Genomic DNA, 16,033 nt, shown 5'->3' on the forward strand with positions numbered 1-16,033 from the left:
TCAAGGCTCCGCTTCGTTGGCCGCCTGGATCCGCCGCTGATGCCTCCTGCGCGCGCGCCAGGCGCGGATGCCGAAGTTGAGCGCGAACCACAGCGCCAGCACGGCGATCGGCCAGCCCACCACGGCCGGCCAGAAGATGGCCACCGCCGCCAGCAGCAACAGCACGAGCGTGCCGCTGACCAGCGGCCCGGTCTCGGTGTCGCCCAGCACGCGGCGGTCGGCGAAGGCGGCGCCCATGGTGTTGGCGATGCGCAGCGCGCCGGCGGCGGCACGGCTGGAGCTGCCGCCCATGCGGCCGCTGCGCTGCGGGCGCGCGGCGGTGCTGACGCGGTCGGTATGCGGCCGGTAGCGGCGCGGCGTGAGCACGATCTCGGTAGCGTTGCCCAGGTCCTTCTCGTACTGCGCCGCGAGCTGGTGGGCAAAGCCGGCGTCTTCCACCGCCACGTCGATTTCGCGGTTGCTCAGCCAGCTGGCGATGTTGAGGTTGGAGGAACCCACGCGCGCCCACTGGCCATCCGCCACCGCGGTCTTGGCGTGCAGCATCGAACCGTTCCATTCGAACACGCGGATGCCGGCCTTCAGCAGCGGCCGGTAGCCGGAGCGCGACATGCCGGCGACCACCGGGATGTCGCTGCTGCCGGGCACCAGCAGGCGCACGTCGACGCCGTCCTTCGCCGCGGAGGCGAGCGCCTGCACGTAGGGCGCGACGCCGACAAAGTACGCATCGGTCAGCCACAACGTCCTGCGCGCCATGGCTGCGATCATCTGGTCCAGCCGGTACATGCCGGCGGTGGACGGTTGCGTGGCGATGACGCGCAACGCCACGTCGCCGACGGGCCGGGTCGGCCGGTGGGGAAAGTCCGGCAGCGCTTCGCCGATGCTCGACCAGCTCTGGGCGAACGCCAGTTCCAGCTCGGTCACCGCCGGCCCGTGCAGGGCGACGCCGGTGTCGCGCCATGGGGCGATGCCCTTGGCCGCGTCGCCCAGCCATTTCTGGCTGATGCAGACGCCGGACAGGAAGCCCACCTCGCCGTCCACCACCAGCAGCTTGCGATGGTCGCGGCTGATCCAGCCGAACGGCTGGCCTAGCTGCGGCGGATTGAACACGCGCACCTGGCCGCCGGCAGCCCGCAGCGGCGCCCAGAAACCGGCGCGCGACTGGCCCAGGCAGCCTACCCAATCGCACACCACGGCCACGGTCACGCCATCCTTCGCGCGCTCGATCAGCGCGTCGCGGAAGGCGCGTCCGACTTCGTCGTCGCGAATGATGTAGTTCTCCAGCAGCACGCGCTGCTTCGCGCCGCGGATCGCGCCGAGCCAGGCCTCGAAATGCGCGGCGGCGTCGATCAGCAGGTCGATGCGGTTGCCGGGCAACAGCGGCGCGCCCGCGGCGCGGCTGAGGGCCTGTTCGGCGAAGCGGCGACCGGGCGACGTAGGGAACGCGGTGGAGTTCATGGCGGCAGTGTAGGACATGGCCGGAGGCCGCCGGGGACGCCGTGAAGGAGGGATGAAGCGGGGTCATGCAGCGTGCTCGGGGTTTCTGTCATGCTGCGCGCCCATGACGCCCGAGCAACGTCACACCGACACGGAAGCCTGCGCCCGGCACATCGCCGAACGACTCGGGCCCGACCTGCGCATCGCCGCGCCGCTCGGACTGGGCAAGCCGCACGGACTGCTCAATGCGCTGTACCGGTTGGCGATGGACGACGCCTCCCGTTCCATGACGCTCTACACCGCGCTATCGCTCACCCGGCCGCGGCCCGCGCCGGGTCTGGAAGAGCGTTTCGCCAAGCCGTTCCTCGACCGCCACTTCGGGTTGGACGCCGAGGACCCGCAGTACGCCGTCGACCAGGCCCGCAACGCGCTGCCGCCCAACGTGGCGGTGCACGAGTTCTACATGCAGTCCGGCGCGCTGCTGGGTTCGGGCAGCGCGCAGCGCAACTACATCAGCCAGAACTACACGCACGTCGCGCGCGACCTGGTCGTGCAGGACATCAACCTGCTGGTGCAGCTGGTGGCCCGGCGCGAGACGCCGGCCGGCGTGCGCTACAGCTTGTCCTGCAACCCCGACCTCACGCTGGATTTCCTCGACCAGGCCAAGGCGGCCGGCAAGCCGCGGCCGCTGTGCGTGGCGGTAGTGCATCCGGACCTGCCTTACCTCAGCGGCCACGCCGAAGTGCCGGAGGATTTCTTCGACCTGGAACTTCACCCGGAGACGAGCGCGCCACTCTTTGCCCTGCCGCGGCAGCCGGTGGACCTGGCCGAGTACGCGCTGGGCCTGCACGCCAGCGCGCTGGTCAAGGACGGCGGCTGCCTGCAGATCGGCATCGGCGCGCTGGCCGATGCGCTGGTGCACGCGCTGCTGATGCGCCAGCGCGACAACGTGCACTGGCGCCGCGCGCTGGTGGCGCTGGACCCGCGCGGCGCCACGCATGCGCTGGCCGCGCGCTTCGGCGGCCTGGCGCCGTTCGAGACGGGGCTGTACGGCGCCAGCGAAATGGTGATGGATGGCTTCATGCACCTGCAGCGCGCCGGCATCCTGCGGCGGCGCAGTTGGGACAACCTGGCGCTGGAGCGTGCCGCGGCGGCGGGGCGGCTCGCGCCGGAAACACCCGGCGGGCATTACCTGCGCGGCGCATTCTTCCTGGGCACGAAAGAGCTGTACCGCTGGTTGCACGAGACGGAGGCGGCCGATCCCGACGCCATCGACATGTGCCGCGTCTCCAACGTCAACCAGCTGTACGGCAACCACCAGACGCTGGCCGCCTTGCAGCGGCGCGGCGCGCGCTTCTTCAACACCTGCATGATGGCGACCGTGCTCGGCGCGGCGGTATCCGACGGGCTGGAGGACGGCCGCGTGGTCAGCGGCGTGGGCGGACAGTACAACTTCGTGGCGATGGCCCACGAACTTCCGGATGGCCGTTCCGCGCTGCTGCTGCGCGCCACGCGCAAGGTGCGCGGCACGGTGGAAACCAATATCCGTTTCAACTACGGCCACGTCACCATTCCGCGCCACCTGCGCGACCTGTTCGTCACTGAGTACGGCGTGGCGGACTTGCGCGGCAAGACCGACAGCGAATGCGTGGAAGCCATGCTCTCCATCAGCGACGCGCGTTTCCTCGATGCGCTGTGCGCGGAAGCCAAGGCGGCGGGCAAGTTGTCGCCCGATTTCCAGATTCCCGAGAAATGGCGCCGCAACCGGCCCGAATGCCTGCGCGAGGCGCTGGCGCCGCTGGAACGCCTGGGGCTGTTTCCGGCCTTTCCGTTCGGCAGTGACTTCACCGAGGTGGAGCAGCGCCTGCTGCCGGCGCTGAGCTGGCTGAAGTCGGCAAGCGGCTCCTGGCGCGGACGGCTGGGTCTGCTGCGCGCATGGTTCCGGCCGGGGGAAACCGCCGCAGGCGAGGACGAGGCGCTGGTGCGCATGGACCTGGTCGGGCAGGGCAGCCTGAAGGAGCGGGCGCTGCGGCGCCTCGTGCTGGCGGGGCTGCGGCGCACGGCCAAGGCGCGGGCCTCGTGAGGCAAGGGCGGGGCTGCCCCATGCTTTAAACTTCTCCGCCCGACGACGACGCCCGGTCCCCATGTCCTCTGCCGAAACCCTGATCCGCCGCTATTACGACGCCTTCAACCAGGCGAACTGGTCCGCCATGCTCGATTGCCTTGCCGACGACGTCGCCCACGACGTCAACCAGGGCGGGCGCGAGACCGGGCGCGACGCATTCGCCGCCTTTCTCGGACGGATGGAGCGCAGCTATCGCGAGCAGCTGAAAGACATCGCAGTGATGGTCAGCGCCGATGGCCGCCGCGCCGCCGCCGAATACGTGGTGCACGGGGAATACCTGGCCGACGACGAAGGCCTGCCGCCGGCGCAGGGGCAGCGATACGTACTGCCCGGCGGCGCGTTCTTCGAGCTGCGGGACGGGCGCATCGCGCGCGTCACCAATTACTACAACCTCAACGACTGGATCGCCCAGGTCGGCGGCTGAGCATGGCGATCGACGTCATCACCTGCGCCGGCGAGGCGGTGGCTCCCTACGTGAGGGACCTGGCCCGGCTGCGCATCGCGGTGTTCCGCGAGTATCCGTACCTGTACGAAGGCGATGCGGCGTACGAACAGCGTTATCTCACCGCCTATGCGCGCTCGCCGCGCAGCGTCTTCGTGCTGGCGCTGGACGAGGGCAGGGTGGTCGGCGCGTCGACCGGACTGCCCCTGGCGGACGATGGCGAGGCGTTCCATCGGCCGTTCCTTGAACGTGGCCTGCCGCTGGACGAAGTGTTTTATTTCGGCGAGTCGGTGCTGCTGGGCGATTACCGCGGACAGGGCATCGGCCACCGTTTCTTCGACGAACGCGAAGCCCACGCGCGGCGTCTCGGCGGCTTTCGGTTGACCGCGTTCTGCGCGGTGGAACGGGCAGAAGACGACCCGCGGCGGCCCGCCGGCTACCGGCCCAACGATGCCTTCTGGCGCAAGCGCGGCTATGAACGGCAGGAAGACATGTTCTGCATGCTGGCGTGGAAGGAGCCGGGCGATGCCGAGCCGCGCGGCCACTCGCTGCGCTTCTGGTTGCGTCCGCTGGACGCCTGACTCTCTTTACTTTGCGGAAACCCCACGCATGTCCCGCACGCTGGCCGAGTGGCTGAGCTATCAGGAGCGCGTCAACGCACGCGGCATCGAACTGGGCCTGGAGCGCGTGCGCGCGGTCTGGCAACGCATGGGTACGCCCTGGCCGGCGCGCTGGGTCGTCACCGTCGGCGGCACCAACGGCAAGGGCTCCACGGTGGCGATGCTCGAAGCGATGCTTCGCGCGGCCGGGTGCCGCGTCGGCTGTTACACCTCGCCACACCTGCTGCGCTACAACGAGCGCATTCGCATCGACGGGCGCGATGCGGAGGACCTGGCGCTGGTGGAGAGCTTCGAGCGCATCGAGGCGGCGCGCGGCGACATCCCGCTCACCTACTTCGAGTTCGGCACGCTTGCCGCGCTGGACCTGTTCGCCCGCGCAGGGCTGGATGCGGCGGTGCTGGAAGTGGGGCTGGGCGGACGGCTCGACGCCATCAATATCGTGGACGCGGACGTGGCGGTGATCACCACCGTCGATCTGGATCACATGGACTGGCTCGGCGCCGACCGCGACCTGATCGGCCGCGAGAAGGCGGGCATTGCGCGCGCCGGCCGGCCCGCGATCGTCGGCGAGCGCGCGCCGCCTTCCGGGTTGCTGGAGGCGTTGTCCGCCTGCGGCGCGCGCGTGGAGCGGGCCGGCATCGATTTCGAGGTGGAACGGCAGGCGGCCGGCTGGCGCTGGCGGCACGCCGATGGCACCTCATTCGATCTGCCGGACCCCGCGCTCGCGGCGCCGGTGCAATACGCCAATGCGGCGGCGGCGATCGCGGCCCTGCATGCGGCGGGCAGCGGCGGGCCGGTCCGGCCCGAGGCCCTGGCGCAGGCCGCCGCCGAAGGCGTGAGGACGGCCCGCGTCGCGGCGCGCCTGCAATCGCTGGGCGGCGACCCGGAGCTGATCGTGGACGTCGGCCACAACCCGCAGGCGGCGCGCGCCCTGGCCGAATGGCTGGATGCGCATCCGGGCGGACGCGTGCACGCGGTGTACGGCGCGCTGTCGGACAAGGACGTGGCTGGCGTCATCGCCGCGCTGGGCGAGCGCATCGGACATTGGCACCTGGCCAGCCTGGAGCGCGATACGCCGCGCGGGCTGCCCGCGGCGTCGTTGCGCGACTCGCTGCGGCAGACCTTGCCGGATCCTGCCTGCGACGTTCACGCCGACGTGGCCGCCGCGCTCGCCGCGGCGCGTGCGGCAGCGAAGCCCGGGGAGCGGATCCTGGCGTTCGGTTCCTTCTTCGTCGCAGCGGCCGTGCTTTCGGAATGAACGCATGGCGGGCCGCACGGTCCACTGATCCGTCATCGCCGCGCTCGCATGGGTGACCGGCTGGGTCGGGTATAATCCCGCCGTTTCTTGTTTGCGCTTTGCCGCCTTGGAGCCCCTCTTGAAAACACGTCTGCTGGGTGCCGCCGTCCTGATCGCGCTGGCGGTGCTGTTCGTGCCGATGTTCTTCTCCAGCACGCCGCCGGGCACGGGTGGCGACGAAACGGTAAGCCTGGCGATCCCGCCCGCGCCCGACCGCGACCTGCAGACGCGCACCATGAGCCTGACCCCGGGCGCCGCGCCGGCATCCACGGCCGCCGCGGCCCCGCGTCCTGCCTCCTCCGCCGCCGGCCAGGCCGCGGCGACACCGGTGGGCTCGGACCGGCTGGCCACGGTGGACATCGGTTCCAACCGGCCGCGCGACGTCGAGACCGATCCCGCCGCCGGGCAGAAGCCGGCGCCGACCACCGTCACGCCGGGCAGCAGCCCGTCCCAGCCGGTGATCCCGGCTCAGGGACAGGCTTCCTCGAAGCCCGCCGCCCAGCCGGTGATTCCCGCCCAGACCAAGCCCGCCGACAGCAAGCCTGCCGCGACGCCGGCGCCGGAGCAGCCGGCGGCGACTGCCGCGCACGGCCGCTTCACGCTCAATCTGAGCGCCTATGCGTCCGCCGCCAGCGCGCAGAGCCTGGTGCAGCGCGTGCGCGCGCTGGGCTATCCGGTCGCCAGCCGCCCGATCACGCAGGGCGGCAAGCAGCTCACCCTTGTCACCGCCGGACCGTTCGACAGCCGCGCGGCTGCCGAAGCCGCACGGCTGAAGATCACGCAGACGATCCCTGGCGCACCGGCTCGCCTCGAAGGCAGCGCCAGCACGCCCGCGCAAGACGACGCTCCGGCCGCAGCCGCAGCCGCAGCCGCGCCCGCTGCCGCCAAACCCGCCGCGCGTGCGGGCGGCTGGGCAGTGCAGGTGGCGGCGATGGGCAGCCAGGCGGACGCCAACGCGTTGCGCGACAAGCTGCGCGCCAACGGTTTCGACGGCTACGTGGACACGGTCAACGCGGGCGGCAAGCAGCTGTGGCGCGTGCGCGCCGGCCCGCAGACCCAGCGCGACGATGCACTGCGCGTGCGCGACCAGATCAAGAGCAAGCTCGGCCTCGCCGGCAACGTCGTCACGGCACCTTGAGGCGCAGGCAGTCACGACAGTGAACTGGGCCGACTACATCATCCTCGCGGTGCTTGGCCTGTCGGTCTTGATCGGGCTGTGGCGCGGCCTCATCTCCGAGGTGCTCGGCCTGATGATCTGGGTGGCCGCGGCTTGGGTGACCTGGATCTTCGGCCCGTCGGTGTCTTCGCTGTACGAGCACAGCATCAGCCTGCCTTCGGCGCGACTGGCGGCCGGCTACGGCACATGTTTCGTCGGCGTGCTCGTCGGCGGCGTGATCTTGCGGTTCCTGGTGGCCCGGCTGGTGCAGGGCACCGGGTTGAGCGGCACGGATCGCCTGCTGGGCATGCTGTTCGGCCTGGCTCGCGGCGTGCTGGTGGTGACGGTGGGTGTGTTCCTGGTCAGCTTGACCGCGCTCGCCCGCGACCCGTGGTGGCAGCAGTCGGTCTTGCTGCCGCAGTTCAAGGGAGTGGCTGCGTGGCTCGGCGACCAGGTGCCAGGCAGCGCCAAGCGCTTCCTGCAGCCCTCGGCGGTGATGGACCAGCTTCCGGCGATGCCGTCGAAGCTGCCGGAACTGCCGTCGAAGCTGCCGGAGCTGCCGGCGGGCCTGTCCGGCTTGTCGTTGCCGAGCCAGCTTCCTTCGCTGCCGGCGGCGATGCAGGGCATGGGCCCGGCGTCCGGCCGCAGCACGACGACACGCGATCCGGCCTCGGTGGATGCCGCGCCGCGCGGAATGGACAACCTCAGTACCGAGCGCGACCCGGCTTCCGTGGACCACGCGCCGCGCCACACAACGAATCCCTAAGCTCTACAGGCAACAACCATGTGCGGAATCATCGGCATTGTCGGTACCACCGAGGTGGCATCGGCCCTCTATGACGGCCTGACGGTGCTGCAGCACCGCGGCCAGGATGCGGCCGGCATCGCCACCGTCGAGGGCGCACGGCTGCGCCTGCACAAGGGCAACGGACTGGTCCGCGACGTGTTCAGCCAGAGCTCGATGAGCGGCCTGCGCGGGCGCATCGGCATGGGGCATTGCCGCTATCCGACGGCCGGCTCGGAGGGGTCCTCCGAGGCGCAGCCGTTCTACGTGAACTCGCCCTACGGCATCGCCTTCGCGCACAACGGCAACCTGGTGAACACGGAGGTGCTGCGCCGCGAGATGTTCGAGGACGACCGGCGCCACATCAACACCGATTCCGACTCCGAGGTGCTGCTCAACGTGCTGGCGCACGAGCTGCAGATCCAGGGCCGGATGGCGCTCACGCCCGATCACATCTTCAAGGCCGTGGCCGGTGTGCACGCGCGCGCCCGCGGCGGCTATGCCTGCCTCGCGTTGATCCTGGGCTACGGCCTGCTGGCCTTCCGCGACCCCAATGGCATCCGCCCGCTGGTGCTGGGCGAGCGCGTCACGGCGGAAGGGCGCGAGTACGCGGTGGCCTCCGAATCAGTGGCGCTGGACATCCTGGGCTTCAAGCGCCTGCGCGACCTGGCGCCGGGCGAGGCGGTATTCATCAGCGAGGACGGCCAGCTCTTCAGCCGCCTGTGCGCCGAGGGCGCGGTGCACGCGCCGTGCATTTTCGAGTACGTCTACCTGGCGCGGCCGGACTCGATGATCGAGAACGTGTCGGTCTACAAGGCGCGCCTGCGCATGGGCCAGAAGCTGGCCGAGAAAATCCTGCGCGAGCGGCCCGACCACGGCATCGACGCGGTGATTCCGATTCCCGACACCGCCCGTACCGCCGCCAGCGCACTGGCCGAGGCCCTGGGCGTGCCGTTCCGCGAGGGCTTCGTCAAGAACCGCTACATCGGCCGCACCTTCATCATGCCGGGGCAGGGCGAGCGCGTGAAATCGGTGCGCCGCAAGCTCAATGCGGTGGAGCTGGAGTTCCGCAAGAAGAACGTGCTGCTGGTGGACGACTCGATCGTGCGCGGCACCACCTCGCGCCAGATCATCCAGATGGCGCGCGACGCCGGCGCCAGGAACGTGTTCTTCGCCTCCGCCGCACCGCCGGTGCGCTACCCGAACGTGTACGGCATCGACATGCCCGCCGCCTCCGAGCTGGTCGCCGCCGGCCACACCGAGAAGGAAGTGGAGAAGATGCTCGGCGCCGACTGGCTGATCTACCAGGACCTGAAGGATCTGTACTGGGCGGTGCAGGACGGCAACGAATCGCTGATGCATTTCGACGCTTCCTGCTTCAATGGCGAGTACGTGACCGGCCTGGACAAGCAGTATCTGGAGCAGATCGAGATGCTGCGCTCGGACGACGCGAAGGCGGCACGCCGCAGCGCATGACCCCGGGCCCTCTCCTGATCGGAGAGGCCCGCAGCTCCCTCTCCCCTCCGGGGAGAGGGTTGGGGTGAGGGGAACCTACGGAGCGCAGACCTCCCGCACTTCAGTCCCTTAGCCGGCGCACTCCCTCATCGCCGCCTTCGCGCCTGCGCTCACCGCCGGATCCGCCGGCCGAGCCCATGCCTCGGCCAACGCTAAACTCCCTCTCCATGGACGACCTGCACCAAGCCGCCAAGCGCTGCCTCGACGCCACCGATCCGGCAGAGAAAGTGCGCCTCACGCATGCGACCTGGGCTGCGCTGCAGGCCGGCGAACTGCATCCGAACCCTTCATCGCCACCGCCGGTGCCGATCGGCCCGCCGGGCCGCCCCGAACGTCCGCGCCTGGTGCATGCCAGCAAGGTGCCCAACCGCGGTCTAGGTACGCCGGAAGGGCGCGCGGCATTGGCTCATGCCGTCGCGCACATCGAGTTCAACGCGATCAACCTGGCGTGGGACGCCGTCTATCGCTTCCGCGGCAAGCCGGCGGCGTACTACCTGGACTGGGCCAGCTGCGCCCATGACGAAGCCCGTCATTTCGCGATGCTTGCCGAACGCCTGGCGGAACTGGGCCACGCTTATGGTGACTTCGACGCCCACAACGGCCTGTGGGAAATGGCGGAGAAGACCGCGCACCACGACACCGCGCGCATGGCGCTGGTGCCGCGCGTGCTGGAGGCGCGGGGGCTCGACGTGACGCCGGGCATCATCGAGCGGCTGCGCAGCGTGGGCGACGAACGCACCATCGCGATCCTGGACGTGATCCTGCGCGAGGAAGTGGCCCACGTCGCCGCGGGCACGCGCTGGTTCCGCCATTGCTGCGAGCGGGACGGGCTGGAGCCGCGCCAGGCGTTCCTCGATCTGCTGCGGGATTACATGGGGCGCACGCCGCGCGGCCCGTTCAATCGCGCTGCGCGTCTGGAAGCAGGTTTCGACGCCGAGGAAATGGACCGGCTGGCCGAGCTGGCGCTGCTCGACTGAACGCTCAGCCTCGGCGCCGCGCGAAGCGGCGCCACAACCACAGCCACAGCAGCAGCAGGGGAAAACCGAGCAGCAGGAAGGGCAGGCCGTAGCTGAGCGCTTCGATCGCGCTGGCCAGTCCGTCGGCGAACTGGTCGAGCACGTTGCCGAAGGACTGGCGCAGGCGCGAGCTGCGCGTATCGGCATTGGCCGGTCGCAGTTCCAGCGTCAGCAGGTTGGTGGCGATGCGGTGCTGTTGCATGGCAGATGCCTGTTCCAACGCCTGCAGTTCCGTTTCGATCTCGGCCTGTTCCTTGCCCAGGGCGATCAGGTCGGCGACGGCCAGGTCCTTGCGCGCGGCCAGTTGGTCCAGGCGCTTCTGCTGGGCCTGCAGGCGTGCCTGCTGGCGCTGGTTGTCGGCCACCGCGGGTGCGAGGTCTTCCGCCCGGGTTTCCCGCTCGCCCACTTCGCCGCCCTTGGCGGCCAGCCCGACCAGCGGTTCCACCCCGGCCGGCACGATGCGCACGGTGATCGAACTGTTCCAGCTCGATTGCTCGATGCGCAGCACATTGCATTCGCCGAAGCGCGCCGTTTCGCAAGCCTCGCGCGTGGCCGCCAGTTGCGGGGCGATGTTCTGGGACGGCAGGCGCACGCTGAGGCGGTGTTCATAGGCCAGCTGCGCGGGAGCCTTGTTCTTCTCGCCCGCGAGACCCGCCTGCGGAGCGACTTCCTGCTTGCGCGAGCAGGCCGCGAGCAACGACAACGACAAGAGGACGGCGGCAGTCGTCCGGACCGGTACGAGGCGAGGCACGGCGCGTTCCTTGCGTCAGGGAGAAAGGTGGCGCCGAGTATGCGCGACGGGTGGCGTCGCTGTCGCGCGGGCATGAAAAAGCCGGCGCTGGGCCGGCTTCATCATCGAATTTGGTCGGGGTGACATGATTCGAACATGCGACTTCTACGTCCCGAACGTAGCGCTCTACCAGGCTGAGCTACACCCCGTGGGAGCCGCGTATCTTAATGACCCTTTCGAGACTTCGCAACAGGTCCGGAAGACTCGTCCGAGGCGATGCCGCGCCAAAAGAGCAGGGCGGGCCTTCTGCTAACCTATGCGGCTACCGCCGTGCGCCTCCGGCGCCGGCCTGAGCTACTGGCACGTTTCCCTTCGAAGCAGAGGATTTCATGGCGCTTACCCCGGCCCGCACCATGCCCGGTGTACTCGAGCTGCTGCCGCTCGACCAGATCGCTTTCCAGCGCATGCTCGACACGATCCGTCGCAACTACGAGCGCTTCGGCTTCCTGCCGGTGGAGACGCCGGTGATCGAGTATTCGGACGTGCTGCTGACCAAGACCGGCGGCGAGACCGAGCGCCAGGTGTACTTCGTGCAATCCACCGGTTCGCTCGAACAGGGCGAGAAGCCGGAACTGGCGCTGCGCTTCGACCTCACCGTGCCGCTGGCCCGCTACGTGGCCGAGCACGAGCACGACCTGAGCTTCCCGTTCCGCCGCTACCAGATGCAGCGCGTGTATCGCGGCGAGCGCGCGCAGCGCGGCCGCTTCCGCGAGTTCTACCAGTGCGACATCGACGTGATCGGCAAGGACGGCCTGTCGGTGCGCTACGACGCCGAGCTGCCGGCGGTGATCTACAGCGTGTTCCGCGAGCTGAACATCGGCGCGTTCACCATCCAGCTCAACAACCGCAAACTGATGCGCGGCTTCTTCGAGAGCCTGGGCGTCGCCGACCCGGAACAGCAGACCCTGGTGCTGCGCGAAGTGGACAAGCTGGACAAGCGCGGCGCCGACTACGTGCGCGAGACGCTCACCGGCGAAGCCTTCGGCTTGAGCGTCGACGTCGCGGACAAGATCCTCGCCTTCGTGCAGGTGCGTTCCAGCTCGCTCGACGACGCGTTCGCCAAGCTCGATGCGCTGGGCCCCGGCCCCGAATCGATGGAGCAGGGCCGCGCCGAACTGAAGGAAGTGCTCGGCCTGATCCGCGACTTCGGCGTGCCAGAATCACATTTCGCGTTGAATCTCTCGATTGCGCGTGGCCTGGACTACTACACCGGCACCGTCTACGAGACCACGCTCAACGATTACCCGCAGATCGGCTCGATCTGCTCGGGCGGCCGTTACGAGAACCTCGCCGGCCAGTACACCAAGTCGCGCCTGCCGGGCGTGGGCATCTCGATCGGCCTGACGCGCCTGTACTGGCAGCTGCGCGACGCCGGCCTGATCAACACCGCGCGCAGCACGGTGGACGTACTCGTCACGCAGATGGACGAGGCGCAGTTGCCGGCCTACCTGGCCGTGGCCAACGAGCTGCGCGGCGCCGGCATCGCCACGGAAGTGGTGCTGGAAGGCGGCAAGCTGGGCAAGCAGTTCAAGTACGCCGACCGTGCCGGCATCCGCTTCGTGCTGGTGCTGGGCGAGGACGAGCTGGCCAAGGGCGTGGTTACGGTCAAGGACCTGCGGCGCGAGGACCAGTTCGAAGTCGCGCGCGCCGATCTCATCAAGACCCTGCGGGTCGAACTGGCGCAGGCCGAGATCGGCCGGTGAAGCCGCGCTGGCCGTGGTGGCTCGCGCCCGTGCTCGTCGTGGCCGGCTGCTCGGGCGACCGCTGGGAAACCCGCGCGCCCGCGCCGGGGCACTACGAAATCATTCATACCGGCGGCGCCGGCCCGGAGGCTTTGCTGTCGCAGTTCCAGCGGCGCGCGCAGAAGCTCTGCCCGGGCGGGCACGAGCCAGTCGCGCCGCAGATCGCCGGCCGCGGCTGGCACGGCAATGCGGTGTCCGGCGAAGGCCCCACGCTGATCGTGCGCGCCGACGTGCAGTGCATCTCTCATTCCTAAGACATTGACCGGCGCCGAAGGCGCGGAGCGTTTATGACGGCCAAGACGATATTGCTGGACGGCAACAGCCTGACGCGCGAACAACTGGTAGCAGCTGCCCGCCAGGGCGTGCCGGTGGCATTGGACGAGGCCCAGCTGGCGCGCGTGCAGCGCGCCGCGGATTTCCTCGCCGACAAGGTGAGCTGCGGCGAGCCGACCTACGGCGTCACCACCGGCTTCGGCAGCAATGCCGACAAGCTGCTGGGCGCGCATCGCCTGCGCGACGAATTGCCGGGCGGCCATCCGGACAAGCCGGAAGGCACGCTGATGGAGGAGCTGCAGCACAACCTCATCACCACGCACGCCGTGTGCGTGGGCAAGCCGTTCGCCGAGGAAGTGGTGCGCGCGATGCTGGTGATCCGCATCAATACGCTGATGCGCGGGCATTCCGGCATCCGCGTCGAGACGCTGCGCGCGCTCGCCGCGCTGCTCAACAGCGGCGTGGTGCCGGTGGTGCCGGAGAAGGGTTCCGTGGGCGCGAGCGGCGATCTCGCGCCGCTGTCGCACCTGGCCATCGTGCTGCTGGGTGGTGGCGAAGCCTTCTACCAGGGGGAGCGACTGCCCGGCGCCGAAGCGCTGGAGCGCGCCGGTCTCGCGCCGATCCGCCTGTCCTTCAAGGAAGGCCTGGCGCTCAACAACGGCACCGCACAAATGCTCGCCACCGGGGCGCTGGCGTTGGACACGCTGGAATATCTGCTGGACCTGGCCGACCTCGCCGCCGCAATGACGCTGGACGCGTTCGCCGGCCGCAGCGGCGCGTTGCGGCCGGAAGTGCATGCGCTGCGCCCGCACCCGGGGCAGGTCGACGTGGCCGCGCGCGTGCGCGGCCTGCTGGACGGCAGCACGCTGCTGGACATTCCGTATCACCTGGTACCGCGTTTCCGTTCCTGGACGTCCGACGCGTGGGCGGAGCCGGAAGACCAGGCGCTGAGCTTCGACATCGGCTGGGAGTGGGTGCCGGCCAACCAGCGCCACGGCCGCGAAGCGTTCTACAGCCGCTTCCTGCCGTTCAAGGGCGGCAAGAAGCACCAGCCGCAGGACGCCTATTGCCTGCGCTGCATGCCGCAGGTGCATGGCGCGGTACGCGACGCCTGGGCGCAGGCCTGCCGCGTGATCGACATCGAACTCAATGCCGTCACCGACAATCCGCTGATCTTCCCGGATGCGGAGGGCGCGCAGTACATCGAAGAGCAGGTGATTTCCGCCGGCCACTTCCACGGCATGCCGCTGGCGCTGGCGATGAGCTACGTGAAGGCCGCTATTCCCGTGCTGGCCTCGATCTCCGAACGCCGCCTCAACAAGCTGGTTGACCCGGCCACCAACGACGGCCTGCCGGCCTTCCTCACCGGCAACGAGGACGGCACCGATTCCGGCTTCATGATCGTGCAGTACACCGCCGCCGCACTGGTCAATGACCTGGCCACGCGTGCGCATCCGGCCAGCGTGTACTCCGTGCCGACCAGCGCGAACGCGGAAGACCACGTCTCGATGGGCGCCAACGAGGCGCGCCACGTACTGGAGATGACGGAAGACCTCAGCCACGTCATCGCGCTGGAGCTGTACACCGCCGCACAGGCACTCGATTTCCGCCAGGCCATGCTCAATGCCGCACGCCGCGTGGCCGCGCGCGGCGATTGGCAGACGCTGGCCGGCAAGGTAGCCAATGCCCCGCGCGAGGGCAGCGCGCACGATGCGCAGTTCGCCGCGGAGGTCCGCGATCTGACGGCCGCACTGGCCGGCGTGGGTGATTTCCACGCGGGCGTGGCGGTGCGGCGCGCGCACGAGACGCTGCGGCGGCATGTGTCGTTCATGTCGAGGGACCGGGCGATGGATGGGGATGTGCGCACGGTGTGCGAATTGGTGCGGCAGCGGGTTTTTGAGGTGGGGTAAGGGGGCTTTCCCTTTTGGCCTCGGTTTTCGAGTGGTGGTTGTTTACATGTTGCAGGTTTGGGTTGGTTTGCGAACGACGGGTGTTTGTTTCTGGCGTCGCCTGCTCACTTTCGTCATTCCGACGTAGGCCGGAAGCCGGTGCTGTCACGGCTCGGTTGTCGCCTCATGGCCAGTCGTGTCTCGCCCCTCGCGGGGCGAGGGTTTCGCTCTCCTGCCGGAGAGCGAGTTACTTCTTCTTGCTTGCCCAAGAAGAAGTAACCAAGAAGAAGGGCCCCCTGCGCGGCGCCCTCCGCAGCCTACGCTGCTGCGGGTGCGTTGAGGGCTGGCCGGGCTTTTCGACAGGGCATCCCTGCCCTGATCGAAAAGGCGGGGACGTCCTGTCCCCGCCCCGCTTCGCGGGCCTGATCGTCCAGCCCTCACCGCCGCGAAGGGAACCCGGGAGATCAAGAGCAACTCGGAGCGTCGCTTCGCTCGCTCTTGTTTGGGTTGTTCTCGCCTCGGTACCGCACTTCTCCTTCTCCCCTCCGGGGAGAAGGCTGGGATGAGGGGTGGGTGCTCGCGGGAACGCGGCTAGAGCGGACATGGCTTTAAAAGTCGAAGCAAAAATATGTACGCGCGGCTTGCTGCGAGAGGAAGTGCGAAGGAGTGCAGAAGCTGGGTGCTCTATGCAGCGAACAATAGGTATGAGGAACGACCAAATCCCCGCTCCGTAGGTCCCCTCACCCCGCCCTCTCCCCGGCGGGGAGAGGGAGAAGTGCGGTGCTATCGCAGAAACACGAAAGCCGACACACCGCTCCCCGTCCTCTTCGCTTCGGCGCCTCGACGTCCCCTCCACGTACCTCAGTGCCCCTTCGAGTCGAGCGGACCAACAAAGTAAGAAAACACACCGTGCTCTCCTAACCCCCGCCGCGAGCCTTTGACCTGAGGCC

The 16,033-nt window shown here is 69.1% G+C and carries 13 protein-coding genes and 1 tRNA gene; 11 read left to right on the top strand and 3 right to left on the bottom strand.

Annotated features, from left to right (window positions below; genetic code table 11):
- Window positions 1-1,473 (bottom strand): phospholipase D-like domain-containing protein, encoded by a 1,473-nt coding sequence (locus RKE25_RS09565; RefSeq protein ID WP_311841996.1) that lies wholly within the window; start codon window positions 1,471-1,473, stop codon window positions 1-3.
- A gap of 85 nt (window positions 1,474-1,558) precedes the next feature.
- Here RKE25_RS09565 and RKE25_RS09570 point away from each other — a divergent pair, with 85 nt between their 5' ends.
- The 8 genes from RKE25_RS09570 (at window position 1,559) to RKE25_RS09605 (ending at window position 10,350) form a co-directional block, all read left to right on the top strand.
- Window positions 1,559-3,517: an acetyl-CoA hydrolase/transferase C-terminal domain-containing protein gene (locus tag RKE25_RS09570; protein ID WP_311841997.1), complete on the top strand. Its 1,959-nt coding sequence runs from the start codon at window positions 1,559-1,561 to the stop codon at window positions 3,515-3,517.
- A gap of 61 nt (window positions 3,518-3,578) precedes the next feature.
- Window positions 3,579-3,983, top strand: coding sequence for a ketosteroid isomerase-related protein (locus RKE25_RS09575; RefSeq protein ID WP_311841998.1), 405 nt, complete (start codon window positions 3,579-3,581; stop codon window positions 3,981-3,983).
- 2 nt (window positions 3,984-3,985) lie between these two features.
- The gene (locus tag RKE25_RS09580; protein WP_311841999.1) at window positions 3,986-4,582 is read left to right on the top strand and encodes a GNAT family N-acetyltransferase; all 597 of its coding nucleotides are present in this window, start codon (window positions 3,986-3,988) and stop codon (window positions 4,580-4,582) included.
- Between the two features lie 28 nt (window positions 4,583-4,610).
- Window positions 4,611-5,879 carry a bifunctional tetrahydrofolate synthase/dihydrofolate synthase gene (gene folC / locus RKE25_RS09585; RefSeq protein ID WP_311842000.1) on the top strand — a complete coding sequence of 423 codons (1,269 nt, stop codon included), beginning with the start codon at window positions 4,611-4,613 and terminating at the stop codon, window positions 5,877-5,879.
- Between the two features lie 118 nt (window positions 5,880-5,997).
- Window positions 5,998-7,056 (top strand): SPOR domain-containing protein, encoded by a 1,059-nt coding sequence (locus tag RKE25_RS09590; protein WP_311842001.1) that lies wholly within the window; start codon window positions 5,998-6,000, stop codon window positions 7,054-7,056.
- A 19-nt stretch (window positions 7,057-7,075) separates the two neighbouring features.
- Window positions 7,076-7,840: a CvpA family protein gene (locus RKE25_RS09595; RefSeq protein WP_311842002.1), complete on the top strand. Its 765-nt coding sequence runs from the start codon at window positions 7,076-7,078 to the stop codon at window positions 7,838-7,840.
- Between the two features lie 18 nt (window positions 7,841-7,858).
- On the top strand, window positions 7,859-9,334 hold the full coding sequence (purF, locus tag RKE25_RS09600) for an amidophosphoribosyltransferase (protein ID WP_311842003.1): 1,476 nt from the start codon (window positions 7,859-7,861) through the stop codon (window positions 9,332-9,334).
- Window positions 9,335-9,540: 206 nt separating this feature from the next.
- Entirely contained in the window at window positions 9,541-10,350 is an 810-nt protein-coding gene (locus RKE25_RS09605; RefSeq protein ID WP_311842004.1) for a ferritin-like domain-containing protein, read from the top strand.
- 4 nt (window positions 10,351-10,354) lie between these two features.
- On the opposite strand, the gene RKE25_RS09610 is transcribed toward RKE25_RS09605, so the two are convergent.
- Window positions 10,355-11,140 (bottom strand): DUF4349 domain-containing protein, encoded by a 786-nt coding sequence (locus RKE25_RS09610; RefSeq protein ID WP_311842005.1) that lies wholly within the window; start codon window positions 11,138-11,140, stop codon window positions 10,355-10,357.
- A gap of 111 nt (window positions 11,141-11,251) precedes the next feature.
- Window positions 11,252-11,328, bottom strand: a tRNA-Pro gene (locus RKE25_RS09615).
- 180 nt (window positions 11,329-11,508) lie between these two features.
- Here RKE25_RS09615 and hisS point away from each other — a divergent pair.
- The 3 genes from hisS to RKE25_RS09630 are packed head-to-tail and all read left to right on the top strand — an operon-like array spanning window position 11,509 to window position 15,104.
- Window positions 11,509-12,882, top strand: coding sequence for a histidine--tRNA ligase (gene hisS / locus RKE25_RS09620; RefSeq protein WP_311842006.1), 1,374 nt, complete (start codon window positions 11,509-11,511; stop codon window positions 12,880-12,882).
- Entirely contained in the window at window positions 12,879-13,175 is a 297-nt protein-coding gene (locus tag RKE25_RS09625; RefSeq protein ID WP_311842007.1) for a hypothetical protein, read from the top strand. The genes hisS and RKE25_RS09625 overlap by 4 nt, the downstream gene beginning before the upstream one ends.
- Before the next feature lie 33 nt (window positions 13,176-13,208).
- Window positions 13,209-15,104: an aromatic amino acid lyase gene (locus RKE25_RS09630; RefSeq protein WP_311842008.1), complete on the top strand. Its 1,896-nt coding sequence runs from the start codon at window positions 13,209-13,211 to the stop codon at window positions 15,102-15,104.
- Window positions 15,105-16,033: the final 929 nt, after the last annotated feature.

Origin of the sequence: Dyella sp. BiH032 (genome assembly GCF_031954525.1) — a bacterium.
Lineage (GTDB): Bacteria > Pseudomonadota > Gammaproteobacteria > Xanthomonadales > Rhodanobacteraceae > Dyella_D.

What these genes read in the sequence shown, in the direction of transcription:
- RKE25_RS09630 (WP_311842008.1), top strand. Translation starts at nt 13,209, where the DNA reads ATGACGGCCAAGACGATATTGCTGGACGGCAACAGCCTGACGCGCGAA.
- hisS (WP_311842006.1), top strand. Translation starts at nt 11,509, where the DNA reads ATGGCGCTTACCCCGGCCCGCACCATGCCCGGTGTACTCGAGCTGCTG.
- folC (WP_311842000.1), top strand. Translation starts at nt 4,611, where the DNA reads ATGTCCCGCACGCTGGCCGAGTGGCTGAGCTATCAGGAGCGCGTCAAC.
- RKE25_RS09570 (WP_311841997.1), top strand. Translation starts at nt 1,559, where the DNA reads ATGACGCCCGAGCAACGTCACACCGACACGGAAGCCTGCGCCCGGCAC.
- RKE25_RS09565 (WP_311841996.1), bottom strand. Translation starts at nt 1,473, where the DNA reads ATGTCCTACACTGCCGCCATGAACTCCACCGCGTTCCCTACGTCGCCC.
- RKE25_RS09605 (WP_311842004.1), top strand. Translation starts at nt 9,541, where the DNA reads ATGGACGACCTGCACCAAGCCGCCAAGCGCTGCCTCGACGCCACCGAT.
- RKE25_RS09580 (WP_311841999.1), top strand. Translation starts at nt 3,986, where the DNA reads ATGGCGATCGACGTCATCACCTGCGCCGGCGAGGCGGTGGCTCCCTAC.
- purF (WP_311842003.1), top strand. Translation starts at nt 7,859, where the DNA reads ATGTGCGGAATCATCGGCATTGTCGGTACCACCGAGGTGGCATCGGCC.
- RKE25_RS09575 (WP_311841998.1), top strand. Translation starts at nt 3,579, where the DNA reads ATGTCCTCTGCCGAAACCCTGATCCGCCGCTATTACGACGCCTTCAAC.